The following is a 22,194-nucleotide window of genomic DNA, read 5'->3' as shown; positions in this document are numbered from 1 at the left end:
CATAAATATGCAAGCAAAAGCTGTTGCTAGAACAGTTCGTATTGCTCCTCGTAAAGCTCGTTTAGTATTAGATCTAATCCGAGGTAAGCAAGTAGGCGAAGCAGTTGCTATTCTTAACTTAACTCCGAAAGCAGCTTCCCCTGTTATCGAAAAAGTATTAAAATCTGCTGTTGCAAACGCAGAACACAACTACGATATGGACGTTAACTCGCTTGTCATTTCTGAAGCCTATGCTAACGAAGGACCAACACTTAAACGTTTCCGTCCACGTGCAATGGGTCGTGCAAGCGCGATTAACAAACGCACAAGCCACATCACAATCGTTGTATCAGAAAAGAAGGAGGGATAATCCGTGGGTCAAAAGGTAAATCCGGTCGGTATGCGTATCGGGATCATCCGTGATTGGGAATCCAAATGGTTCGCAGAAAAGGACTACGCTAAACTTTTGCACGAAGACATTAAAGTACGTGAGTACATTATGAAACGTCTTCACGATGCATCTGTTTCTAAAATCGAAATCGAACGTGCTGCAAACCGCGTGAACATTTCTATCCACACTGCAAAACCTGGTATGGTTATCGGTAAAGGTGGTACAGAAGTTGAAGCGCTTCGTAAAGCACTTAATCAATTAACTGAAAAACGTGTTCACATCAACATCATTGAAATCAAGAGAGCTGATTTGGACGCTAAATTAGTAGCGGAAAATATCGCGCGTCAATTAGAAAACCGTGTATCTTTCCGTCGTGCACAAAAACAAACTATCCAACGTGCAATGCGCGCTGGTGCAAAAGGTATCAAAACTCAAGTATCTGGACGTTTAGGTGGAGCTGATATCGCTCGTGCTGAACACTACAGTGAAGGAACTGTTCCACTTCATACTCTTCGCGCTGACATCGACTATGCTACAGCAGAAGCGGACACTACTTACGGAAAGCTTGGAGTAAAAGTATGGATCTATCGTGGAGAAGTCCTTCCTACCAAGAAGAAGTCTGTGGAAGGAGGAAAATAATATGTTATTGCCTAAACGCGTAAAACATCGCCGTGAACACCGCGGAAAGATGAGAGGCCGTGCAAAAGGCGGTACAGAAGTAGCATTCGGTGAATACGGTCTACAAGCTCTTGAGGCTTCTTGGATCACAAACCGTCAAATCGAAGCAGCTCGTATCGCAATGACTCGTTATATGAAACGTGGCGGTAAAGTTTGGATTAAAATTTTCCCTCACAAACCATACACTGCAAAACCTTTAGAAGTACGTATGGGTTCCGGTAAAGGGGCACCTGAAGGTTGGGTAGCAGTAGTAAAACCTGGTAAAATTATGTTCGAAATCGCTGGAGTATCTGAAGAGGTAGCACGTGAAGCCCTTCGTCTTGCAGCTCACAAACTTCCAGTAAAATGCAAGTTTGTAAAACGTGAAGAAATTGGTGGTGAAGCAAATGAAATCTAATGAGATCCGTGATTTAACCACTGCCGAAATAGAACAAAAACTTAAAGCACTTAAAGAAGAGCTTTTTAACCTTCGCTTCCAGCTTGCTACAGGACAATTAGAAAATCCTGCACGTATTCGTGAAGTTCGCAAAGCGATTGCACGTATGAAAACAGTTGTACGTGAAAGAGAGCTCAACGTAAACAATTGATAATGAGAGGAGGTTCACACAATGAGTGAACGCAACCAGCGCAAAGTATACACTGGCCGTGTTGTTTCTGACAAAATGGATAAAACAATCTCTGTTGTCGTTGAAACAAAGAAAACACATCCTTTGTATGGCAAACGCGTGAAATACTCCAAAAAATATAAAGCTCATGATGAAATGAATGAAGCAAAAGTTGGCGATATCGTTAAGATTATGGAAACTCGCCCATTATCCGCAACTAAACGCTTCCGTTTAGTAGAAGTTGTAGAAAAAGCGGTTATCATTTAATATAAATGTTTCGGATTTAGTAATTCCGAAGGGAGGTTACGCAGATGATTCAACAGGAATCTCGTTTGAAAGTAGCTGACAACTCTGGTGCTCGTGAAGTACTTACAATCAAAGTTCTTGGCGGTTCCGGTAGAAAAACAGCTAATATTGGTGATGTAATCGTATGTACGGTCAAACAAGCAACACCAGGAGGCGTTGTTAAAAAAGGTGACGTTGTGAAGGCAGTTGTTGTTCGTACTAAACGCGGCGTTCGTCGTACAGATGGTTCATACATTCGATTCGACGAAAATGCATGCGTGATTATTCGTGATGACAAGAGCCCTCGTGGAACACGTATTTTTGGACCTGTTGCTCGTGAACTTCGCGACAGCAACTTCATGAAAATCGTTTCACTAGCTCCTGAAGTTCTTTAATAAACAGTGATATAGACTTTTCAAGGAGGTGCGAATCTCGTGCATGTAAAAAAAGGTGATAAAGTAGTAGTCATCTCCGGCAAGGATAAAGGGAAACAAGGCGTAGTTCTTGAAGCATTCCCTAAGAAAGATCGTGTTCTTGTTGAAGGTGTAAATATTGTAAAGAAACACGCTAAGCCTTCTCAAGCGAACCCACAAGGTGGTATTTTCGAACAAGAAGCAGCGATTCATGTTTCTAACGTTATGATTATTGATCCTAAGACTGGTAACCCTACTCGTGTAGGCTATCAAACAGTCGACGGCAAAAAAGTACGTGTAGCAAAAAAATCAGGTGAATCTTTAGATAAATAAGTCATAAACGAAGGGAGGTACAACAAGTGAACCGCCTTAAGGAAAAATATCAAAAAGAAATTACTCCTGCTCTAATGAGCAAGTTTGAATACAATTCAGTAATGCAAGTTCCTAAACTTGAAAAAATCGTTGTGAACATGGGTGTCGGCGATGCCGTTTCAAACGCGAAAGCATTGGACACTGCTGTAGAAGAATTAGCAACTATCACTGGTCAAAAACCAGTTGTAACTAAAGCTAAGAAATCTATCGCTGGTTTCCGTCTTCGTGAAGGCATGGCAATCGGTTGTAAAGTAACTCTACGCGGAGAGCGTATGTATGAGTTCCTTGATAAATTGATTGCAGTTTCCCTACCACGTGTACGTGACTTCCGTGGAATCTCCAAAAAAGCATTCGACGGTCGTGGTAACTACACATTAGGTGTTAAGGAACAGTTGATTTTCCCTGAAATCGACTACGATAAAGTAAACAAAGTCCGCGGCATGGACATTGTTATCGTAACGACAGCTAATACTGACGAAGAAGCTCGTGAGCTTCTAACTCAATTCGGAATGCCATTCCAAAAGTAATCGCTAAATAAGGGAGGCGAAAAAGTGGCTAAGAAATCAATGATCGTGAAACAACAACGTACACCAAAGTTTAAAGTACAAGAGTACACACGTTGCGAACGCTGCGGCCGTCCGCATTCTGTATACCGCAAATTTAAACTTTGCCGTATTTGTTTCCGTGAACTAGCATATAAAGGACAAATTCCAGGCATTAAAAAAGCTAGCTGGTAAAACCCGAAAACGGGAAGGAGGTTATCATTGTGGTAATGACAGATCCAATTGCAGATTTGCTAACTCGCATTCGTAATGCGAACATGGTTCGTCACGATAAATTGGAAGTTCCAGCTTCCAAAATGAAAAAGGATGTAGCTGATATCTTGAAACGTGAAGGTTTCATCCGTGACGTAGAATTTATTGAAGATAATAAACAAGGTATCTTGCGTATCTTCTTAAAATATGGTGCTAACAACGAGCGCGTAATTACTGGTATCAAACGTATCAGTAAACCAGGTCTTCGTGTATACGCAAAAGCAGGAGATGTTCCTCGCGTATTAAACGGTCTTGGAATCGCAATCGTATCTACTTCTCAAGGTGTTATCTCTGATAAAGAAGCACGCGCTAAGAAAATTGGCGGAGAAGTAATCGCGTACGTATGGTAATAAACATTTCACTGATGAATGGAGGTGCACGAAATGTCCCGCGTAGGTAAAAAACCTGTAGAAATTCCAGCTGGAGTTACAGTTACTTTGAACGGAAATACAGTAACTGTTAAAGGACCAAAAGGTGAATTGACTCGTACTTTTCACTCTGATATCGAAATCAAAGTTGAAGATAATATCGTAAATGTATCCCGTCCAACTGATGAAAAACTTCATCGTTCATTGCACGGTACTACACGCGCTATCATCGCTAACATGGTTGAAGGTGTCTCCCAAGGCTTCGAAAGAAATCTTGAGTTAATCGGGGTTGGTTATCGTGCTCAAAAACAAGGTAAGAAACTTGTATTGAATGTAGGATACTCTCACCCAGTTGAGATCGAACCAGAAGAAGGAATTGAAATTGAAGTTCCTGCTAACACAAAAATCACAATCAAGGGTACTGACAAGGAGCGCGTTGGAGCTTTAGCTGCTAACATCCGCGATGTACGTCCTCCTGAACCTTACAAAGGTAAAGGTATCCGTTATGCTGGCGAACAAGTTCGTCGTAAAGAAGGTAAAACTGGTAAGTAAAGGCCCTAAAGCTTAGGAAAGGAGTGTCGTAAATGATCACGAAGGCTAACAAAAACGCTACTCGTAAGAAAAGACATGCACGTGTCCGCGCTAAATTAGCGGGTACACCGTCTCGTCCGCGTTTAAATGTTTTCCGATCCAATAAGCACATTTATGCACAGCTTATTGATGATGCTAATGGTGTTACTTTAGCTAGTGCATCAACACTTGATAAAGAAATTAGCCTTGAGTCCACTAGTAACGTGGATGCAGCTAAAAAAGTTGGCGAAGTAATCGCTAAACGTGCTGTAGAAAAAGGTGTTTCCGAAGTTGTTTTTGACCGTGGAGGATACTTATATCACGGACGTATACAAGCACTTGCAGATGCTGCACGTGAAAACGGATTACAATTCTAATAGACAAAGGAGGGACATATTAGATGCGTCGCATTGATCCAAATAAATTAGAACTTGAAGAACGCGTAGTTACAGTCAACCGCGTAGCGAAAGTTGTTAAAGGCGGACGTCGTTTCCGTTTCACAGCGCTAGTGGTTGTCGGAGATAAAAATGGGCATGTAGGATTCGGTACTGGTAAAGCACAAGAGGTGCCAGATGCAATCCGTAAAGCTGTTGAGGATGCGAAGAAAAACCTGGTTACTGTACCAATGGTTGGAGTTACAATTCCTCATGAAGTAATCGGACGTTTCGGATCTGGTGAAATCTTAATGAAGCCAGCTTCTGAAGGTACTGGAGTTATCGCTGGTGGACCAGTTCGTGCCGTGCTTGAATTAGCAGGTATCGCTGATATCCTTTCCAAATCTCTAGGCTCTAACACACCTATCAATATGGTACGTGCTACTATTGATGGCATTAAACAAATGAAAAGTGCGGAAGAAGTTGCAAAATTGCGCGGTAAATCTGTAGAGGAACTGTTAGGATAAGGAGGGAAATCAAATGGCTAACAAATTAGAAATTACCCTCACGCGTAGCTTAATCGGTCGTCCTGAAGATCAACGCGTAACAGTAAATACTCTTGGTCTTAAAAAAATGCACCAAACTGTAGTGCATAACGACAATGACGCTATTCGCGGTATGATTAACAAGGTATCTCACCTTGTTACTGTTAAAGAAATCTAAGCTTACTAACGTTTATATAAGGAGGTGCCAGCATGAAACTTCATGAATTAAAACCTGCAGAAGGTTCTCGTAAAGAACGCAAACGCGTAGGCCGCGGTATTGGTTCAGGTCATGGTAAAACTGCCACTAAAGGACACAAAGGTCAAAACGCCCGTTCCGGCGGTGGAGTAAGACCAGGATTTGAAGGGGGTCAAACTCCTTTATTCAGACGTTTACCTAAACGCGGATTTACAAACATTCATCGTAAAGAATACGCAGCAGTTAACCTTGAAAAATTAAATCGCTTTGAAGATGGTACTGAAGTAACACCTGAATTGTTAATCGAAACAGGTGTTGTGAAAAGCGAAAAAGCAGGAATCAAAATTCTTGCAAAGGGTAACGTAGAGAAAAAATTAACAGTTAAAGCACACAAATTCTCTGCAGCTGCTAAAGAAGCGATTGAAGCCGCAGGCGGTAAAACTGAGGTGATTTAATGTTCCGTACATTGCGTAATTTCATGCGAGTGAAAGATATCAGGAATAAAATTCTCTTTACTCTTGCAATGCTGGTTATCTATCGCATCGGGTGCTTTATACCTGTTCCCGGTGTGAATGCAGACATTCTTGCAATGAACGATGAGTTAAGTGTATTTGGAGTTTTGAACTTCTTCGGTGGTGGAGCTTTAAGTAACTTCTCTATCCTTGCAATGGGGATCATGCCATATATTACGGCTTCGATCATCATCCAGCTATTGCAAATGGATGTAGTTCCTAAATTTGCAGAATGGGCAAAGCAAGGTGAAGTTGGAAGGCGTAAATTAGCTCAGTTTACCCGCTATGGAACCATAGTTCTTGGATTTATTCAAGCACTTGGAATGTCATATGGTTTTAATAACATGGCTAATGGAGCTTTGATTGATAATCCAGGAATTACGACATATCTGTTAATAGCTACTGTATTAACAGCCGGTACCGCATTTCTATTGTGGCTCGGTGAACAAATCACTTCTAAGGGAGTAGGAAACGGAATTTCGATCCTTATCTTCGCGGGTATCGTATCGGCAATTCCTTCTACGCTCAACCAGGTTTATGCATCCATGTTCGAAGATGCTGGAGATGCATTATTCCTTAATATAGCAATTGCTGTATTGATTGTACTTGCAATCATCGCTGTAGTTGTTGGTGTAATATTTATTCAACAGGCAAACAGAAAAGTACCTATTCAATACGCTAAGCAGGTTTCAGGTAAAAGTCCAGTCGGTGGACACAACACACATTTACCTTTAAAAGTAAACTCTGCTGGTGTTATTCCGGTTATCTTTGCAGTTTCCTTTATTATTACTCCGCCAACAATTGCATCATTTTTCGGTGAGAATAGTGTAACAACATGGATTACTAAAACATTTGATTACACACAACCCGTTGGAATGATCCTTTACGTTGCTTTGATTATTGCATTCTCCTATTTCTATGCTTTTATTCAGGTTAATCCGGAGCAATTGTCTGAAAATCTGAAGAAGCAAGGTGGATATGTACCAGGAATACGTCCAGGCAAAGCCACTCAGGAATACTTCACGAGAGTATTATACCGATTGACTTTTGTTGGGGCTCTATTCCTTTCATTCATCGCAGTGCTTCCTGTAATATTTATCAAGCTAGGCAATCTTCCATCATCTGCCCAAATAGGTGGAACGAGTCTCTTGATTATAGTTGGGGTAGCCTTGGATACAATGAAGCAATTAGAATCGCAACTTGTAAAAAGACATTACAAAGGTTTTATTAAATAAAAGGTTTCGGGGACTATTATGCTCCCCAAGCCTATTATTGTTTAGGGGGAAAAAGTGTGAATCTTGTATTAATGGGACTGCCAGGAGCCGGTAAAGGTACTCAGGCAGAAAGAATAGTAGAAGAATACAACATCCCTCATATCTCTACTGGAGATATGTTTCGGGCAGCTATGAAAGAGGAAACACCACTTGGTTTAGAAGCTAAATCATATATGGATAAAGGTGAACTGGTACCGGATGCAGTTACAATCGGTATCGTACGTGAACGTTTAGCTAAAGATGATTGCCAAAAAGGCTTTTTGCTAGATGGATTTCCACGCACAGTTGCTCAGGCTGAAGCACTTGAACAGCTTTTAGCTGAAATGGATCGTCAATTAGACTATGTCATTAATATACAAGTCAATAAAGATAGCTTGTTAGAACGATTGACAGGCCGCCGCATCTGTAAAGATTGCGGAGCTACCTACCACCTAGTATTTAATCCTCCTGCCAAAGAAGGCGTGTGCGACCGCTGTGGTGGAGAGTTGTACCAAAGAGCTGATGATAACATCGATACGGTGCAAACCCGTCTCGAAGTAAACATTCAACAGTCGCAGCCACTGATTACCTTCTATGAAGGAAAAGGATATTTACGAAATCTTGACGGACAACAACCGATTGATAAAGTCTTCGCGGATATAGAAGAGCTTCTCGGGAGCTTGTCTCGATGATCATTTGTAAAACCCAACGCGAGATTGAAATCATGCGTGAAGCTGGGCGTATTGTTGCTCTGACACATCAGGAACTGCAAAAATACATTAAACCCGGTGTTTCAACAAAGGAACTGGATGCTATTGCGGAAAAGTTTATACGCAAACATAATGCAATTCCGTCCTTTAAAGGGTATAATGGTTTTCGTGGCAGTGTTTGTACATCCGTTAACAACGAACTTGTACATGGCATTCCTGGGGATAAGACATTAAAAAACGGCGACATTATCAGCATTGATATTGGTGCACAACTTAATGGCTATCACGGCGATTCAGCATGGACCTATCCAGTTGGAGACATTGATGATGAAACCAGGAGACTGCTTCAAGTAACAGAAACATCCCTCTATAAGGGGATTTCGGAAATAAAGCCAGGCCAACGTCTCTCTAATATCTCACATGCTATTCAAACATATGTCGAGGAAAACGGCTTTTCTATAGTAAGAGAGTATGTCGGACACGGTATCGGTCAAGACTTACATGAAGCACCGCAATTGCCTCACTTTGGTCCGCCGAATAAAGGCCCAAGATTGAAGCAGGGAATGGTGCTGTGTGTTGAGCCAATGGTGAATGCAGGAAGCCGCTATGTTCAAACATTAGCCGACAACTGGACAGTTGTTACAGTTGATGGGAAGAACTGTGCTCATTTTGAGCATACCATTGCGATTACCGAAGAAGGCTATGAAATCTTAACATTAGTTTAAATGTAGGTGATCTTGATTGGTCCAAAAGGATAGATCTCCCCGGTTGGGACAATTTGTTCGGGTCACTCAAGGCAGGGATACCGATCAATATGCCATAATTGTAAAAATTATAGATGAAAAGTTTGTTTGTATTGCTGACGGAGACAAGCGTAAGTTTGATTCTGCCAAGCGTAAAAACATACTTCATCTTCATTTGTACGAAGACTGGTCTCAGGAAGTGGAGAGCAGTTTAGGGGAAACAGGTCGCGTAACGAACGGAAAGCTCCGTTTCGCTTTGACTTATTTTATGAAAAGCCAAGAGAAGAAGGGAGAAGAACTGTAATGGCAAAAGATGATGTTATTGAAGTTGAGGGTACAGTTACTGAGACTTTACCAAACGCTATGTTTAAAGTTGAATTAGAGAATGGCCATACTGTCCTTGCCCATGTATCAGGCAAAATCAGAATGCATTTCATTCGTATTCTGCCAGGTGATAAAGTGACGGTAGAGCTATCTCCTTATGACTTGACCCGCGGAAGAATTACGTATCGTTTTAAATAATCTCGGTTGCACTCCGCATTTTATAAGGAGGGAAAACAATGAAAGTCAGACCATCAGTAAAACCAATCTGCGAAAAATGTAAAGTTATCCGTAGAAACGGTAAAGTAATGGTTATTTGTGAAAACCCAAAACATAAGCAAAAACAAGGGTAATATTTGAAGGAGGTGCACATAAATGGCACGTATTGCAGGTGTAGATATTCCTCGTGAAAAACGAGTTGTTATTTCTTTAACTTATATTTTCGGTATTGGTAGACCAACTGCTGAAAAAGTACTTGCAGAAGCTGGAGTTTCTCAAGATACTCGCGTACGCGATCTTACTGAAGATGAATTGAACAAAATCCGTGATATTATCGATGGATACAAAGTAGAAGGTGACCTTCGACGTGAAGTTTCCTTAAACATCAAACGTTTAATGGAAATCGGTTGCTACCGTGGATTACGCCACAGAAGAGGACTTCCTGTTCGTGGACAAAACACTAAAAACAACGCACGTACTCGTAAAGGCCCACGTAAAACTGTTGCTAACAAGAAAAAATAATAAGTAAGGAGGTTTTGTCGATATGGCACGCAAAACGAACACACGCAAACGCCGCGTGAAAAAGAATGTAGAGTCAGGTATTGCTCACATTCGTTCTACTTTCAACAACACAATTGTTACAATTACTGATGCACACGGAAATGCTATTTCTTGGTCAAGTGCTGGTGCACTTGGTTTCAGAGGTTCCCGTAAATCTACACCATTTGCAGCGCAAATGGCAGCAGAAACTGCAGCTAAAACTTCTATGGAACATGGTATGAAAACTTTAGAAGTTACTGTTAAAGGCCCAGGATCTGGTCGTGAAGCAGCTATTCGTGCATTACAAGCAGCTGGTCTTGAAGTTACTGCAATTAAAGACGTAACTCCAGTACCTCATAATGGTTGCCGCCCGCCTAAACGCCGTCGTGTATAATATTGTTTGAATAGAATTTATTTCCCTGTCTATAATGGGGTAATATAGTGATTTTTCTTTTCTCAAGGAAATCACAAATATGTTGCGCACATTGGGAGTATATATTGGGGAATTTCGGTTAGATGCAAACCACTACCTTCTTCTAGCCGGGGTTTCGACGTTACGAAGGAGGGTATTGTTGAATGATCGAGATAGAAAAACCAAAAATTGAAACGGTTCAAATCAGCGAAGACGGAAAATATGGTAAGTTCATCGTTGAACCACTTGAGCGTGGATATGGAACAACTTTGGGTAACTCCTTACGTCGTATCCTACTATCCTCATTGCCTGGTGCTGCCGTTACATCTATTCAAATAGATGGTGTGCTCCATGAGTTCTCTACTATTGAGGGTGTAGAAGAAGATGTAACTGCTATTATCCTAAATATTAAGAAACTCGCATTAAAGATTTATTCTGATGAAGAAAAGACTCTTGAAATTGATGTTCAGGGGGAAGGGGCAGTAACGGCTGCAGATATTACACATGATAGCGATGTGGAAATCCTAAACCCGGATTTACTGATAGCTCACCTTTCTAAAAAAGCTCACTTGCGTATGCGCTTGGTAGCTAGAAGAGGAAGAGGCTACACGCCAGCTGATCAAAACAAACGTGATGATCAACCAATCGGTGTAATCCCTATTGATTCCATTTACACACCAGTATCTCGGATGACATATCAAGTTGAAAACACTCGTGTAGGTCAACTGACAAACTATGATAAACTTACAATCGATGTATGGACTGATGGAAGCACTGGTCCAAAAGAAGCTATAGCTTTAGGTGCGAAGATTGTAACAGAACATCTGAATATCTTTGTTGGTTTAACAGACGAAGCTCAAAATGCTGAAATTATGGTTGAAAAAGAAGAAGACCAAAAAGAAAAAGTTTTGGAAATGACAATTGAAGAGCTTGATCTTTCTGTTCGTTCTTACAACTGTTTAAAGCGTGCTGGTATTAATACAGTACAAGAGCTTGCTAATAAGACTGAAGAAGATATGATGAAAGTTCGTAATCTTGGCCGTAAATCACTTGAAGAAGTGAAAGCTAAGCTAGAAGAACTAGGTCTTTCCCTACGTAAAGACGATTAATGAATGAATAGATAGAATCAGTTATTTCAACAAAGGAGGGAAACTTTCATGGCATACAGAAAGTTAGGACGTACAAGCGCACAGCGTAAAGCAATGCTTCGCGATTTGGCTACTGATTTAATTATCAACGAGCGTATCGAAACGACTGAAACTCGTGCGAAAGAATTACGTTCCGTAGTCGAAAAAATGATTACTTTAGGTAAACGCGGAGATTTACATGCACGCCGTCAAGCTGCTGCATACATCCGTCACGAAGTAGCAAACGCTGAAACTGGGCAAGATGCAGTTCAAAAATTATTTGCTGATATCGCGCCTCGTTACGAAGAGCGTCAAGGTGGATACACTAGAATCATGAAAATTGGTCCACGTCGTGGAGACGCAGCACCAATGGTAATTATCGAGTTAGTTTAATGATGTAAGGGTAGGGGTGGACAGAGTATCTGACACCCATATCCTATATTAAATACCTTAATCCAATGATTCTGGTATAAGCTAACTAAAGCATCATGCGTTTACGCATGTGCTTTACTCTTATTTTACTGAATAATCCAAAAAACGATAGAGCGTTACGATAGGCATGAATTGGGTGACGATCCAATTGATGTTTGTCTAGCTCTCGCACCCCTTGTACAGACAAAACGTACGTTGTCTGACATTAAGATAAGTGAATGCTGCTCTTAATTCAGGAAATCCATTGGGATAATCCGGAAGGGGTGCAGCGTTTTTTTATATCCAAAAATAGTTGAGCTAAGCAGAGAATAGAGCAGCACAGGGAGGAAGCTATGAGTAAACCGTTGGCTGAAGTTAGTAATATATCCTTTCAATATGAAGCGAAGACGAATAAAGCTCTGGATAATGTATCGTTTAAAGTCCAGGAAGGTGAATGGCTCGCTATTGTTGGGCATAATGGTTCCGGCAAATCAACATTGGCCAAGCTATTAATAGGGCTCTATTTTGCTAATGAAGGAACGATCATGGTCAATGATATGGTCATGAGCGAAGGCACTGTTTGGGATATCCGACAGCATATTGGAATGGTCTTTCAAAATCCTGATAATCAGTTTGTAGGTACAACTGTGCAGGATGATGTGGCTTTTGGTTTAGAAAACGCCGGCATTGAGAGAGAGGATATGATAAACCGTGTCCAGGATGCATTAAGGAAAGTTCGCATGGATGAGTTTCTCGATCAAGAGCCGCACCATTTATCAGGTGGACAAAAGCAACGTGTTGCAATAGCAGGTGTACTGGCCTTGCGCCCATCTATTATTATTCTGGATGAAGCCACCTCCATGCTTGATCCTTTGGGTAGATCAGAAGTACTTGGCATTATTAGAGAATTGAAGGAAGACAAACAATTGACAGTAATATCGATCACTCATGACTTGGAGGAAGCTGCCCGAGCTGACCGGATGATTGTATTGAATCAGGGGAAAATATTTGCGGAAGGCAGTCCGGCTGAGATATTTAAGTTAGAGGAAGAACTTGTGAAATTAGGACTTGATATCCCGTTTTCTATAAAACTTTCTAAATCATTAAGAGAAAATGGTATCCAGGTTTCTGATCAAATCACCGAAGAAGGGCTGGTGAATGAACTATGCAAATATCACTTGAAGAAGTAGAGCATACCTATCAACTGGGGACGCCATTTGAGCATCGCGCTTTATATGATATTAATGTTCGTTTTCCAACTAATTCTTTTATAGGTGTAATTGGTCATACTGGCTCAGGCAAATCTACTCTCTTACAGCATTTAAATGCCTTGTTAAAGCCAACAAAAGGGAAAGTCACCATTGGAGAAAGAGTTATCTCCGCAGATAAGAAAGAAAAGAATTTGAAAGCCATCCGTCAAAAAGTAGGAATTGTCTTTCAGTTCCCTGAACACCAGCTTTTTGAGGAAACCGTATTAAAAGATATCTGCTTTGGACCCATGAATTTTGGTGTGAGTGAGGAAGATGCCAAAAAACGTGCGTATGCAGCGATCAAATTAGTGGGTCTGGACGATTCGATTATGGAGTCTTCTCCATTCGATTTATCCGGCGGTCAAATGCGAAGAGTAGCTATAGCAGGAGTACTGGCCATGGAACCGGAAGTTATTGTTCTGGATGAACCTACAGCCGGGTTGGATCCAAGAGGGCGAAAAGAAATTATGGATATGTTTCATGCCCTTCATAAGGAAAAGGCTCTTACAACCATATTGGTTACACATAGCATGGAAGATGCAGCAAGATACGCAGACGAACTGATTATCATGCATAGAGGAACGATTGTCAAAAAAGCCTCTCCAAATGAAGTATTCTCTGATCCAGAGGTGTTAATGGATTTAGGACTGGCAGTGCCTGATACCATTCGATTCCAGATGGAATTTGAACAAAAGAGCGGTTTAGTCCTCTCCAAGAAGCATCTGTCATTGGATGATTTGATTAGCGAGATATCAAATCTCCTGGGAGGTGGACAACAATGATGGATAAATTTATAATGGGGCGCTATGTTCCAACTGATTCAGTTGTCCACAGAATGGACCCAAGGGTAAAATTATTATTAGTCTTTTTCTATGTATGCATCGTATTCCTGGCTAATAACTGGATATCGTACGCCATTTTAATTACTTTTACCTTAGTATTGCTAGGATTAACAAAAATTAAACCGCTATTCCTATTACAGGGATTAAAGCCGGTAATCTTTTTAATCATTCTAACATTGCTTATACAACTGTTTTTCACAAAAAGAGGAGAGGTTGTCTTCTCGCTCGCCGGTATTGATATTTATGATGAAGGAATTAAGATGGGGATCTTTATATCCTTGCGTTTTACATTATTAATCTTAGTTACTTCTATCCTGACGCTTACGACAACGCCGATTGAGATAACGGATGGAATGGAATATCTATTGAACCCTTTAAGGAAAATTAAATTCCCGGTTCATGAGCTTGCATTAATGATTTCTATCTCATTACGCTTTATTCCAACGTTGATTGAAGAGACGGATAAAATTATGAAGGCACAAACCTCAAGAGGCGTCGATTTTTCATCGGGCCCGCTGAAGGAAAGATTGAGTGCAGTCGTCCCGCTCCTTGTTCCATTATTTGTAGGTTCTTTTAAACGTGCTGAGGAGCTGGCTACAGCGATGGAAGCAAGGGGATACAGGGGCGGAGAAGGCAGGACCAAATATCGTGCTCTTAAGTGGGAATTTCCTGACATGATCTTAATCATCTCTCTCATCCTCTTATCAATCGCTCTTATCCTCACTAGAAACTAAATAGGGAGAGTACTGGAATGATACGTTACAAATGTACAATAGCTTATGATGGGACAAATTTTGCCGGCTACCAAATTCAGCCTGACAAGCGTACGGTTCAATTGGAATTGGAAAAGGTCCTAATGACCATGCATAAGGGAAGAGAGGTCAAGGTGGCTGCTTCAGGGCGTACAGATGCCGGTGTTCATGCCAAAGGGCAAGTCATTCATTTTGACTCTCCACTTGAGCTGCCTGCGGAAAGATGGAAAAAAGCACTGGGAACTATGCTGCCTGCAGATATAGCCATCGTAGATATCGAGAAGGCAGATCCTGAATTTCATGCCAGGTTTAATGCGGTTGGTAAAGAATACCGTTATAGTATTTCGTTGGCTGAAGTAAAAGATCCCTTTATACGAAATTATGCCTATCACTATCCTTATAAACTCGATTTAGCTATGATGGAGAGAGCGACAGAGTATTTAACCGGGACCCACGATTTTACCAGTTTTTGCTCCGCTAAAACAGAAGTGGTGGATAAAGTAAGAACGGTCAAGTCAATTAATTTTCTTAAAGATGATCAACAATTGGTCATACGTTTTGTTGGAGATGGCTTTCTGTATAATATGGTACGGATTATGGTAGGTACTTTATTGGACGTTGGAATTGGTAAACGTCGTCCGGAGGATATGAAGGATATCATAGCTGCCCAAGATCGCACGAAAGCGGGGAGAACCGCACCAGGACACGGGCTATATTTATGGAAAGTAGATTATAAATAAAATCTAAATTCCATGACAACTAATCCAGGTGTAACATTTTCTTGACAATGGCCGAAAAACGGTATATCATATCCTTTGGTATGTTAAAACCACGAGAATAGCCCCGGAAACTATTTCGTGTTTAGATAGAGCCACAAATTTTATCAAAAAAATGAAACAATGAACTATTTTTAGGAGGGTAAATCAATGCGTACGACGTATATGGCGAAAGCTAGTGATGTAGAACGTAAATGGTACGTTGTAGATGCCGAAGGTCAAACTTTAGGTCGTCTAGCATCACAAGTAGCCTCAATTCTTAGAGGTAAACACAAACCAACTTATACTCCACATGTTGACACTGGTGACCATGTGATTATTATCAATGCATCTAAAATCGAACTGACTGGTAAGAAATTAACTGATAAAATTTACTACCGTCACTCCATGCACCCAGGTGGTTTGAAAACAAGAACTGCTCTTGAAATGAGAACTAACTACCCAGAGAAAATGTTGGAGCAAGCTATCAAAGGTATGCTTCCAAAAGGATCTCTTGGTCGTCAAATGGGTAAAAAATTAAACGTATATGCTGGAGCTGAGCATCCACATCAAGCACAAAAACCTGAAGTTCTTGAGCTTCGCGGTTAATATTAAAGGAGGATATAACATTGGCACAAGTACAATATTACGGTACTGGTCGACGTAAGAGCTCCGTTGCTCGTGTGCGTTTGATTCCAGGTGAAGGCCGCATCATTATCAATGATCGTCAAATCGATGACTACATTCCATTCGCAGCACTTCGTGAAGTAGTAAGACAACCTCTAGTTGTTACTGAAACAACAAACAGCTATGACATTTTAGTAAACGTTAAAGGTGGAGGCTACACAGGTCAAGCAGGCGCTATCCGTCACGGTATCGCTCGTGCATTACTTGAAGTAGATCCAGAATACCGTCCAGGACTAAAACGTGCAGGATTGTTAACTCGTGACCCACGTATGAAAGAGCGTAAAAAATACGGTCTTAAAGGCGCGCGTCGTGCACCTCAGTTCTCAAAACGTTAATATTACAATTGCGTTCAAAAGACTCTCAGACATTTGTCTGGGGGTCTTTTTTTGTTATGTTTGGACATATTGACCAACAGACGGCTTAGTTGTGTAAGCGAAGTTTGGTTTGGCTGGAGTGATCCAGATTAGCTCGGTTACGTATGATTAATATTCGGGATGGATTGGCTGGATTATGAGCTAATTCGGCTGGATTAATAATCCGTTTGGCCGGATCAAATAGAAAGTGGCTGGATTCATTAGATATTTGGCAGAATTAAATAAGAAGACGAGTATATTCTAAACAAAGTGGCTCGAAAAGAGACCCTGATATCACATATCGATCCGATTAACACCTCCTTATATACGATATTTTATAACTTCTCCTTACATTTCCCATTTATCCCATGGCATGAGTCTATGCCATCCATCAAACAATAGAGTATATCTTAACTAAGTTCTATTGATGATTATATTTTGATTTAGAGGTGGTTTAATGAATACAGTTGTAAATCTTGCTGCTTTTCGTAAAGAAAAGCGGTTGAAATATGAGCGTGAGATACTGAAGGATTTTTCGCTTGAACTTTTAGGGAGGCAATATCGCCATCTTGCTAAAGGGTTAAAATGCTTTCCGGGATACTCGATTGAGCCTGCTGAAGAGCATTGCTATGATATTGCAGTGGAGGGATTCCTTCTAGGTGGATATTATAGTAAGTTTAATCGGTATGGAGAGTCGCCAGAGCGGATAAAAGAGAGAGCAAAAAAAGAAATTGATATGCTCTCACAGCAATTGTTTTACTACCTTTATCAATCGGAGGAAAATGGCTCTCCCTTTATACAAGAAACATTGCGCGGTTTGACGGATGAATATGTAACGGCATGGTGGATGGAAGGATACGCAAAAGGAATTAATCGCTATAAAATGAGGATGAAATAGATCTAGCTTGTTCTATCTAAACTCCTTGTCCCATAAGATATAGTAATAGTGGATTATGGGGTAAAGGGGATAAGATATGAATGTTCATAAGAAGGTTCTCACGACCTGTTTTGTGGTTGGGGTAGTTCTTCTGTTTTTAATGATGTCATACAGGATGAACCAGCGTGTATCATTTCAGCAGTGGAATCTGCCCTTGGCTGGAAAAGTTATTGTCATTGACCCGGGACATGGAGGGATAGATGGCGGGGCGACCTTTAATGGTGTAATCGAGAAAAATGTAACATTGCCAATTTCGTTAAGACTAAGGGATTACCTGCAGGAACAAGGTGCCCTTGTTTTAATGACAAGAGAAAAAGATGTAGATCTTGCTGGTTCTGACTCCAGGAGTATACGGGAAAGGAAGCGGACGGATTTAATTACACGAACTAAATTTATAAACAATTCTGAGGCGGATTTGTATATTAGCGTGCATGCCAATGCCTTTCCACAGGTAAATTCGAAAGGAGCCCAAACATTTTATTCGCCTAAGTTTTCTGAAAATAAGCAAGCAGCTAAATTGGTCCAAGCGGAGTTTATTCGTAATTTAAAAAATACGAAAAGGCATGCCAAACCAATGGAAAGTGTATATTTAGTCAAGCATGCGAATAAACCGGGAGTTCTGGTAGAAGTAGGCTTTCTTTCAAATGATGAAGAAAGACGCAATTTACAAAACAAAGTGTACCAGGATGATATCGCACTCTCAATCTATACGGGAGTGATTAGATATTTTTTAAAGGAACATGAAGAAGATTGAAAATACAGAATCAATTTAGCAAATGATACCTATTGAATATGTTATACTAATAGCGGTTACAAATACATACAAGGTAGGTGTCGTTCGTGCTTACAGAAGCAAAGGTACGGGAATTACTTGAAGAATTAAAAGATCCATTTTTAAATAAAACCCTTAAAGAAACAAACGGTATTATAGAGATAAAGATTAAAGAGGAAAAGCGGCATGTGAGCGTGAAAATTGCCATTGCTAAAACAGGTACGGCTGAACAGCTGCAAATCCAACAAATGGTTGTAAATACATTAAAGGAGGCTGGGGCGGATACAGTTGGCATTCGTTTTGCTGACTTGCCAGAGGATGCCTTGGCTAAATTCCGTGAGTCTTTGCCGAAAGAAGAAAAAGGATTACTCGATAGTGACACTACCTTTATTGCAATTGCGAGTGGAAAAGGGGGAGTCGGCAAATCTACAGTCTCTGTAAATCTGGCAGTGGCTTTGGCGCGCCTTGGTAAAAAGGTTGGCCTGGTGGATGCTGATATTTATGGTTTTAGTGTTCCGGATATGATGGGGATTGATAAGCGTCCAACTGTTAAAGAGGAACGTATATACCCAGTTGATCGTTTCGGTGTAAAAGTGATCTCTATGGGGATGTTCGTTGAGGATAATGCACCAATTATATGGAGAGGTCCGATGCTTGGAAAGATGCTGAATAACTTTTTCCAGGAAGTAGAGTGGGGAGATTTGGATTATTTGTTGCTTGACCTTCCTCCTGGAACTGGAGATGTAGCCTTGGATGTTCATTCCATGCTGCCAACCTGTAAAGAAATCATCGTTACCACTCCGCACCCTACAGCTGCGTTTGTTGCTGCTAGAGCGGGTGCTATGGCAATTCGCACAGAGCATGAGGTAATTGGTGTTGTTGAAAACATGTCTTACTTTGAGAGTAAAACAACCGGCGAAAGAGAATACGTCTTCGGTAAAGGTGGCGGAGAAAAGCTAGCGGAAGAGCTTAATACAGAATTATTAGGCAAACTTCCTCTTGGACAGCCTGATTGGAATGATGAGGAGTTTGCGCCATCAATCTACGCAGAAGATCACCCGACCGGAAGGATGTTTACAGATATAGCTGAGAAAGTAACTGAAATGGTTAATAAATGAGTAAACGCCTCCGTTGAATGGAGGCGTTTTATTTATGTTTGAATTTCTTTCTTATTGTTTGAACTATTCTCTTTAGATTTTTCATCAGCCGCTTTTAGTAGGATGTCTTCTATCTTTGCCTTATAGAGCGGGCTATCAATGACCTCTGTTAAGACGGATTGAAGCTCTTTGCGATAGTCCTTACCTTGCATAATTTCTGTGAATTCTTTTCTCATATCCGAATCCTTTAGGACATTTGTTAATAATGCCATATATTCCGGATCAGTCATTAAATCTTTAAGAATCTGTTTATGAGAGGATTCCAGTCCATTTGCAAGAGATTTTACAAACTTCGGATCCTTGAATGCATTCTCCCAGAACTTTTTTTCTTTGTCAGAAGTTAATACTGTCTCAATGGTATTTGAAATATCCTCCTGATTCATAATTAATTCGGTTTTAACTGATTCATCTTGAAGGATATCCTCTATTGCTTTCTTTCCTTCATCTGATTTTAAGACATCTACAATGATTTTTTTAGTTTCACTATAGTTTTCTTCGCTTGATTCTGTATTCGTTTCACTGCAGCTGGTTAAAGTGAACAGGCATAAGATAAGACCAAGAGCACACTTGAATATAGTAGTCATCTATTGAATCCTCCTCTAATAAATCTACATTGATAATATGAATCGAGAATAAAAAAATATACGTGTTTAAATGAATTAATAGATTTTCATGACAACGGTTGGTACAATTTAGTAGAACATACATAGAGGGTGGGGAAAAATGAGCAGTCGATATTGGGTGAAGCTATTTATGAATACCTTGCTGATAGGTGGTGTTACAGCGGGGGTCGTTGGTTTATTTGCAAAATGGAATGAGTTTTCACTTAAGACACCAGTTGAATTACTAGTTGGCTTTTTGTGGATGGCTGGAGTTGGGTTAATATTCAGTGTTATTAGCCAGATGTGTTTTTTTGCGTATTTAACCGTTCATAGACTAGGAATGGAAATGTTTAGATCTGTTTTTGTCTGGCATGCCATTCAATTGGTGCTTACTGTATTTGTATTAGTTGACCTAGCTTATTTACGGTTTGTGTTTTTTGGAAATAAAACAGAAGGTGCCTTTTCATATATATGGTACCCTATCTTAATTTTAGTAGTAGCGTTAATAGTAGGTGTGCTGAAAGTTAAACAAACAAATAAAAGTGCCTTTATACCTACCTTGTTTTTTATGGTTGTAGTAACAGTAATAGAATGGTTCCCGGTGCTTAGGGTAAATGATGAAAGTTATATGTATTTCATGTTAATCCCTTTGCTTATCTGTAACACTTATCAGCTGTTGATTTTGCCAAAATACCATGAGAAATCAAAAGAAGCTGCGAAGGAACGTATGAAACGCACGCAGCAAAAAGCCGCACACTCGTAAAGGAGTGCGGCTTTTTTAGTTTAATTGAAGAGTCTCCCTAATCATTAAATGACTACTGTTTACCATATAGGGTATCCTGCTAATTTCGTGGCTGGTTGATTTAGAGTTGGATATCATTTCAGAGACAGAGAGTAGTTTCAGATTTTTATTAGTCAATTCCTCTTTAATGAGGGGGATCGCTTTAGCGGTTTGTATGGCGGCATCAGAAGCGTGAAGTAAGATGATATCCCCTTTTTTGGCCTGAGCGACATTCTGGGCAATAATCTTTGTCCCTGGGTTTTTCCAATCCATAGAATTGACACTCCAATGAACCATTGTAAGGTTCGACTTCTCGGCAATTTTTAATACTCGTCTATCTACATCCCCAGTAGGAGTCCGTAATAGGAGCGGCTTTTCGATTCCAGCTTTTCGGAAGGCTTCAAGCCCTTTAGATATATCATTTTGGATGCCAGGCTCTTCAAGCTCTGTGTAATCGATATAGGAATATCCTAGAAGGCCAATCTCGTAGCCCTGTTCTTTAATCATCTTAACAATATGGGGATGCCGTTCAACCCAAGAGCCTGCTAAGAAAAACGTGGCAGCATGAATTTTTTCCTGTTTTAAAGCTTTTAGAATATCCTCAGCCTTTTCATCGCCCCAGCCGATATTAAAGGTCAAAGCTACTCCTTTTTCTCCTTTGTATATAATCTTGGGTTTCCCATTGATTGAGAAAGAGGGTGAGACTGCGAGGAATTCCACATAAAAAAATAGGGCTGTGAAGAATGTAATAATTAGTAATAATATTAGCTGCTTTCCTCTGCGTGCATTTGTTACATAAAAAAAGGGCATGTAATTCACCTCATCTAATTAATCAGCTTTTAATGTAATGTATTTGCTGGGTGGGACAAATATTACAGTTAAAAAAATAGCTTGTATAAAATTTAAAGGAATGATGTAACATATCCCTGTTGATCATTAGGTAGGAGGGATATCGTGCTGGGGGTTTTACTGACGGAAAAAGAAGGTATGGAATTAGAGTTTTTAATTAAGAGAGAAATGGATGAAATTTGTACGGATGAAAGAATAAAAATCCATCATCCAATTGTTCAAAGAGCAATTGAAGAAAGATATAAGCTTTTGTTAAAACTCCTAATTAGAATTGCTCCGAAAAGCGAGTATTTAAGGTATTTGAATACACCTATAAAAACAGAAAATAATTTTGATAAAAAGTGTTGACTTGGAATTTAAATGCTGATATATTTATATACGTTGTCACGAACGAAGTCGAAACGAAAGAAATCGACTAAAAAAACTTTTAAAAAAGTTGTTGACAACAAAAAGCGAATTTGATAATATATAAAAGTCGCTGAAACAAGCAACACAGATTGTTCTTTGAAAACTAAACAAAACGAAACGCCAAGCAAGTCTAAAAAACAAGAGATTTTTAAAATCTCGTCAATTTGCTTTAAAATTTAGCTAGATCAAACATCTTTCGGAGAGTTTGAT

38 protein-coding genes are annotated in these 22,194 nt (G+C 40.1%); 36 read left to right on the top strand and 2 right to left on the bottom strand.

The features are described 5' to 3' along the window. Positions 1 to 7: 7 nt before the first annotated feature. From rplV to AC4BHP_RS17130, 34 genes are all read left to right on the top strand, one after another. The gene (rplV, locus tag AC4BHP_RS17295; RefSeq protein ID WP_066102967.1) at positions 8 to 349 is read left to right on the top strand and encodes a 50S ribosomal protein L22; all 342 of its coding nucleotides are present in this window, start codon (positions 8 to 10) and stop codon (positions 347 to 349) included. A 3-nt stretch (positions 350 to 352) separates the two neighbouring features. Continuing rightward, a complete protein-coding gene (rpsC, locus tag AC4BHP_RS17290; RefSeq protein ID WP_066102964.1) occupies positions 353 to 1,009 on the top strand; it encodes a 30S ribosomal protein S3 in 657 nt (218 codons plus the stop codon). A gap of 1 nt (position 1,010) precedes the next feature. Further along, complete coding sequence (gene rplP, locus AC4BHP_RS17285; protein ID WP_066102961.1) at positions 1,011 to 1,445, top strand: 50S ribosomal protein L16; 435 nt, start codon at positions 1,011 to 1,013, stop codon at positions 1,443 to 1,445. Beyond that, positions 1,435 to 1,635: a 50S ribosomal protein L29 gene (gene rpmC / locus AC4BHP_RS17280; protein WP_066102959.1), complete on the top strand. Its 201-nt coding sequence runs from the start codon at positions 1,435 to 1,437 to the stop codon at positions 1,633 to 1,635. The genes rplP and rpmC overlap by 11 nt, the downstream gene beginning before the upstream one ends. 21 nt (positions 1,636 to 1,656) lie before the next feature. Beyond that, the gene (gene rpsQ, locus AC4BHP_RS17275; RefSeq protein ID WP_066102957.1) at positions 1,657 to 1,920 is read left to right on the top strand and encodes a 30S ribosomal protein S17; all 264 of its coding nucleotides are present in this window, start codon (positions 1,657 to 1,659) and stop codon (positions 1,918 to 1,920) included. A 44-nt stretch (positions 1,921 to 1,964) separates the two neighbouring features. Further along, positions 1,965 to 2,333, top strand: a complete 369-nt coding sequence (gene rplN, locus AC4BHP_RS17270) for a 50S ribosomal protein L14 (protein WP_066102954.1) — start codon at positions 1,965 to 1,967, stop codon at positions 2,331 to 2,333. A gap of 39 nt (positions 2,334 to 2,372) precedes the next feature. Further along, complete coding sequence (rplX, locus tag AC4BHP_RS17265; RefSeq protein ID WP_066102951.1) at positions 2,373 to 2,684, top strand: 50S ribosomal protein L24; 312 nt, start codon at positions 2,373 to 2,375, stop codon at positions 2,682 to 2,684. Positions 2,685 to 2,710: 26 nt separating this feature from the next. Further along, positions 2,711 to 3,250 carry a 50S ribosomal protein L5 gene (gene rplE / locus AC4BHP_RS17260; protein WP_066102948.1) on the top strand — a complete coding sequence of 180 codons (540 nt, stop codon included), beginning with the start codon at positions 2,711 to 2,713 and terminating at the stop codon, positions 3,248 to 3,250. Positions 3,251 to 3,274: 24 nt separating this feature from the next. Continuing rightward, positions 3,275 to 3,460, top strand: a complete 186-nt coding sequence (rpsN, locus tag AC4BHP_RS17255) for a 30S ribosomal protein S14 (RefSeq protein ID WP_490553529.1) — start codon at positions 3,275 to 3,277, stop codon at positions 3,458 to 3,460. Between the two features lie 29 nt (positions 3,461 to 3,489). Next, a complete protein-coding gene (gene rpsH / locus AC4BHP_RS17250) occupies positions 3,490 to 3,888 on the top strand; it encodes a 30S ribosomal protein S8 (RefSeq protein ID WP_066102945.1) in 399 nt (132 codons plus the stop codon). Positions 3,889 to 3,921: 33 nt separating this feature from the next. Continuing rightward, positions 3,922 to 4,458, top strand: a complete 537-nt coding sequence (rplF, locus tag AC4BHP_RS17245) for a 50S ribosomal protein L6 (protein ID WP_066102944.1) — start codon at positions 3,922 to 3,924, stop codon at positions 4,456 to 4,458. 32 nt (positions 4,459 to 4,490) lie between these two features. Further along, complete coding sequence (rplR, locus tag AC4BHP_RS17240; RefSeq protein WP_066102942.1) at positions 4,491 to 4,853, top strand: 50S ribosomal protein L18; 363 nt, start codon at positions 4,491 to 4,493, stop codon at positions 4,851 to 4,853. A gap of 23 nt (positions 4,854 to 4,876) precedes the next feature. Continuing rightward, positions 4,877 to 5,377, top strand: a complete 501-nt coding sequence (gene rpsE, locus AC4BHP_RS17235) for a 30S ribosomal protein S5 (RefSeq protein WP_066102939.1) — start codon at positions 4,877 to 4,879, stop codon at positions 5,375 to 5,377. A gap of 13 nt (positions 5,378 to 5,390) precedes the next feature. Continuing rightward, positions 5,391 to 5,573: a 50S ribosomal protein L30 gene (rpmD, locus tag AC4BHP_RS17230; protein WP_066102935.1), complete on the top strand. Its 183-nt coding sequence runs from the start codon at positions 5,391 to 5,393 to the stop codon at positions 5,571 to 5,573. Between the two features lie 32 nt (positions 5,574 to 5,605). Continuing rightward, on the top strand, positions 5,606 to 6,046 hold the full coding sequence (gene rplO, locus AC4BHP_RS17225; RefSeq protein WP_066102932.1) for a 50S ribosomal protein L15: 441 nt from the start codon (positions 5,606 to 5,608) through the stop codon (positions 6,044 to 6,046). Continuing rightward, positions 6,046 to 7,338, top strand: coding sequence for a preprotein translocase subunit SecY (gene secY, locus AC4BHP_RS17220; protein ID WP_066102930.1), 1,293 nt, complete (start codon positions 6,046 to 6,048; stop codon positions 7,336 to 7,338). Before rplO ends, secY begins: the two co-directional genes overlap by 1 nt. A 56-nt stretch (positions 7,339 to 7,394) precedes the next feature. Continuing rightward, positions 7,395 to 8,048 (top strand): adenylate kinase, encoded by a 654-nt coding sequence (locus AC4BHP_RS17215; protein WP_066102927.1) that lies wholly within the window; start codon positions 7,395 to 7,397, stop codon positions 8,046 to 8,048. Beyond that, entirely contained in the window at positions 8,045 to 8,791 is a 747-nt protein-coding gene (gene map / locus AC4BHP_RS17210) for a type I methionyl aminopeptidase (protein ID WP_475597807.1), read from the top strand. The genes AC4BHP_RS17215 and map overlap by 4 nt, the downstream gene beginning before the upstream one ends. A 16-nt stretch (positions 8,792 to 8,807) precedes the next feature. Next, complete coding sequence (locus AC4BHP_RS17205; protein WP_140462330.1) at positions 8,808 to 9,113, top strand: KOW domain-containing RNA-binding protein; 306 nt, start codon at positions 8,808 to 8,810, stop codon at positions 9,111 to 9,113. Beyond that, entirely contained in the window at positions 9,113 to 9,331 is a 219-nt protein-coding gene (gene infA / locus AC4BHP_RS17200) for a translation initiation factor IF-1 (protein ID WP_040372572.1), read from the top strand. The genes AC4BHP_RS17205 and infA overlap by 1 nt, the downstream gene beginning before the upstream one ends. A 38-nt stretch (positions 9,332 to 9,369) precedes the next feature. Then, entirely contained in the window at positions 9,370 to 9,483 is a 114-nt protein-coding gene (rpmJ, locus tag AC4BHP_RS17195; protein ID WP_017473641.1) for a 50S ribosomal protein L36, read from the top strand. A 22-nt stretch (positions 9,484 to 9,505) separates the two neighbouring features. Further along, positions 9,506 to 9,871, top strand: a complete 366-nt coding sequence (rpsM, locus tag AC4BHP_RS17190) for a 30S ribosomal protein S13 (protein WP_066102920.1) — start codon at positions 9,506 to 9,508, stop codon at positions 9,869 to 9,871. Positions 9,872 to 9,893: 22 nt separating this feature from the next. Then, on the top strand, positions 9,894 to 10,283 hold the full coding sequence (gene rpsK / locus AC4BHP_RS17185) for a 30S ribosomal protein S11 (protein ID WP_049672521.1): 390 nt from the start codon (positions 9,894 to 9,896) through the stop codon (positions 10,281 to 10,283). A gap of 182 nt (positions 10,284 to 10,465) precedes the next feature. After that, entirely contained in the window at positions 10,466 to 11,410 is a 945-nt protein-coding gene (locus AC4BHP_RS17180) for a DNA-directed RNA polymerase subunit alpha (protein ID WP_066102914.1), read from the top strand. Between the two features lie 48 nt (positions 11,411 to 11,458). Continuing rightward, positions 11,459 to 11,821 carry a 50S ribosomal protein L17 gene (rplQ, locus tag AC4BHP_RS17175; protein WP_066102910.1) on the top strand — a complete coding sequence of 121 codons (363 nt, stop codon included), beginning with the start codon at positions 11,459 to 11,461 and terminating at the stop codon, positions 11,819 to 11,821. Positions 11,822 to 12,192: 371 nt separating this feature from the next. Continuing rightward, positions 12,193 to 13,029 carry an energy-coupling factor ABC transporter ATP-binding protein gene (locus tag AC4BHP_RS17170; protein ID WP_066102907.1) on the top strand — a complete coding sequence of 279 codons (837 nt, stop codon included), beginning with the start codon at positions 12,193 to 12,195 and terminating at the stop codon, positions 13,027 to 13,029. Beyond that, positions 13,005 to 13,871, top strand: coding sequence for an energy-coupling factor ABC transporter ATP-binding protein (locus tag AC4BHP_RS17165; protein WP_490553518.1), 867 nt, complete (start codon positions 13,005 to 13,007; stop codon positions 13,869 to 13,871). Before AC4BHP_RS17170 ends, AC4BHP_RS17165 begins: the two co-directional genes overlap by 25 nt. Continuing rightward, positions 13,868 to 14,665: an energy-coupling factor transporter transmembrane component T family protein gene (locus AC4BHP_RS17160; RefSeq protein ID WP_490553517.1), complete on the top strand. Its 798-nt coding sequence runs from the start codon at positions 13,868 to 13,870 to the stop codon at positions 14,663 to 14,665. Before AC4BHP_RS17165 ends, AC4BHP_RS17160 begins: the two co-directional genes overlap by 4 nt. 17 nt (positions 14,666 to 14,682) lie before the next feature. Next, positions 14,683 to 15,423: a tRNA pseudouridine(38-40) synthase TruA gene (gene truA / locus AC4BHP_RS17155; RefSeq protein ID WP_066102898.1), complete on the top strand. Its 741-nt coding sequence runs from the start codon at positions 14,683 to 14,685 to the stop codon at positions 15,421 to 15,423. Between the two features lie 186 nt (positions 15,424 to 15,609). Then, positions 15,610 to 16,047 carry a 50S ribosomal protein L13 gene (rplM, locus tag AC4BHP_RS17150; RefSeq protein WP_066102895.1) on the top strand — a complete coding sequence of 146 codons (438 nt, stop codon included), beginning with the start codon at positions 15,610 to 15,612 and terminating at the stop codon, positions 16,045 to 16,047. A gap of 20 nt (positions 16,048 to 16,067) precedes the next feature. Next, on the top strand, positions 16,068 to 16,460 hold the full coding sequence (gene rpsI / locus AC4BHP_RS17145; RefSeq protein ID WP_066102893.1) for a 30S ribosomal protein S9: 393 nt from the start codon (positions 16,068 to 16,070) through the stop codon (positions 16,458 to 16,460). Between the two features lie 475 nt (positions 16,461 to 16,935). Next, positions 16,936 to 17,376, top strand: coding sequence for a DUF2521 family protein (locus AC4BHP_RS17140; protein ID WP_066102892.1), 441 nt, complete (start codon positions 16,936 to 16,938; stop codon positions 17,374 to 17,376). 76 nt (positions 17,377 to 17,452) lie between these two features. Beyond that, positions 17,453 to 18,169: an N-acetylmuramoyl-L-alanine amidase CwlD gene (gene cwlD / locus AC4BHP_RS17135; protein ID WP_066102889.1), complete on the top strand. Its 717-nt coding sequence runs from the start codon at positions 17,453 to 17,455 to the stop codon at positions 18,167 to 18,169. A gap of 86 nt (positions 18,170 to 18,255) precedes the next feature. Further along, complete coding sequence (locus tag AC4BHP_RS17130) at positions 18,256 to 19,305, top strand: Mrp/NBP35 family ATP-binding protein (RefSeq protein WP_066102886.1); 1,050 nt, start codon at positions 18,256 to 18,258, stop codon at positions 19,303 to 19,305. Positions 19,306 to 19,337: 32 nt separating this feature from the next. On the opposite strand, the gene gerD is transcribed toward AC4BHP_RS17130, so the two are convergent. Further along, a complete protein-coding gene (gerD, locus tag AC4BHP_RS17125) occupies positions 19,338 to 19,928 on the bottom strand; it encodes a spore germination lipoprotein GerD (protein ID WP_490553513.1) in 591 nt (196 codons plus the stop codon). Between the two features lie 139 nt (positions 19,929 to 20,067). On the opposite strand from gerD, the gene AC4BHP_RS17120 reads away from it, so the two are divergent. Then, entirely contained in the window at positions 20,068 to 20,709 is a 642-nt protein-coding gene (locus AC4BHP_RS17120; RefSeq protein ID WP_066102880.1) for a KinB-signaling pathway activation protein, read from the top strand. Between the two features lie 15 nt (positions 20,710 to 20,724). Here the strand turns inward: AC4BHP_RS17120 and AC4BHP_RS17115 are convergent, their stop codons facing one another. Beyond that, the gene (locus AC4BHP_RS17115) at positions 20,725 to 21,537 is read right to left on the bottom strand and encodes a polysaccharide deacetylase family protein (RefSeq protein ID WP_140462325.1); all 813 of its coding nucleotides are present in this window, start codon (positions 21,535 to 21,537) and stop codon (positions 20,725 to 20,727) included. Positions 21,538 to 21,681: 144 nt separating this feature from the next. Here AC4BHP_RS17115 and AC4BHP_RS17110 point away from each other — a divergent pair, with 144 nt between their 5' ends. Beyond that, positions 21,682 to 21,924 carry a hypothetical protein gene (locus AC4BHP_RS17110; RefSeq protein ID WP_490553511.1) on the top strand — a complete coding sequence of 81 codons (243 nt, stop codon included), beginning with the start codon at positions 21,682 to 21,684 and terminating at the stop codon, positions 21,922 to 21,924. The last annotated feature ends 270 nt before the right edge of the window (positions 21,925 to 22,194 follow it).

This window comes from Pradoshia sp. Z4_20, assembly GCF_058216035.1.
The sequence above is the reverse complement of the archived record's forward strand: the minus strand, read 5'-3'. Positions and strand labels throughout refer to the sequence as shown.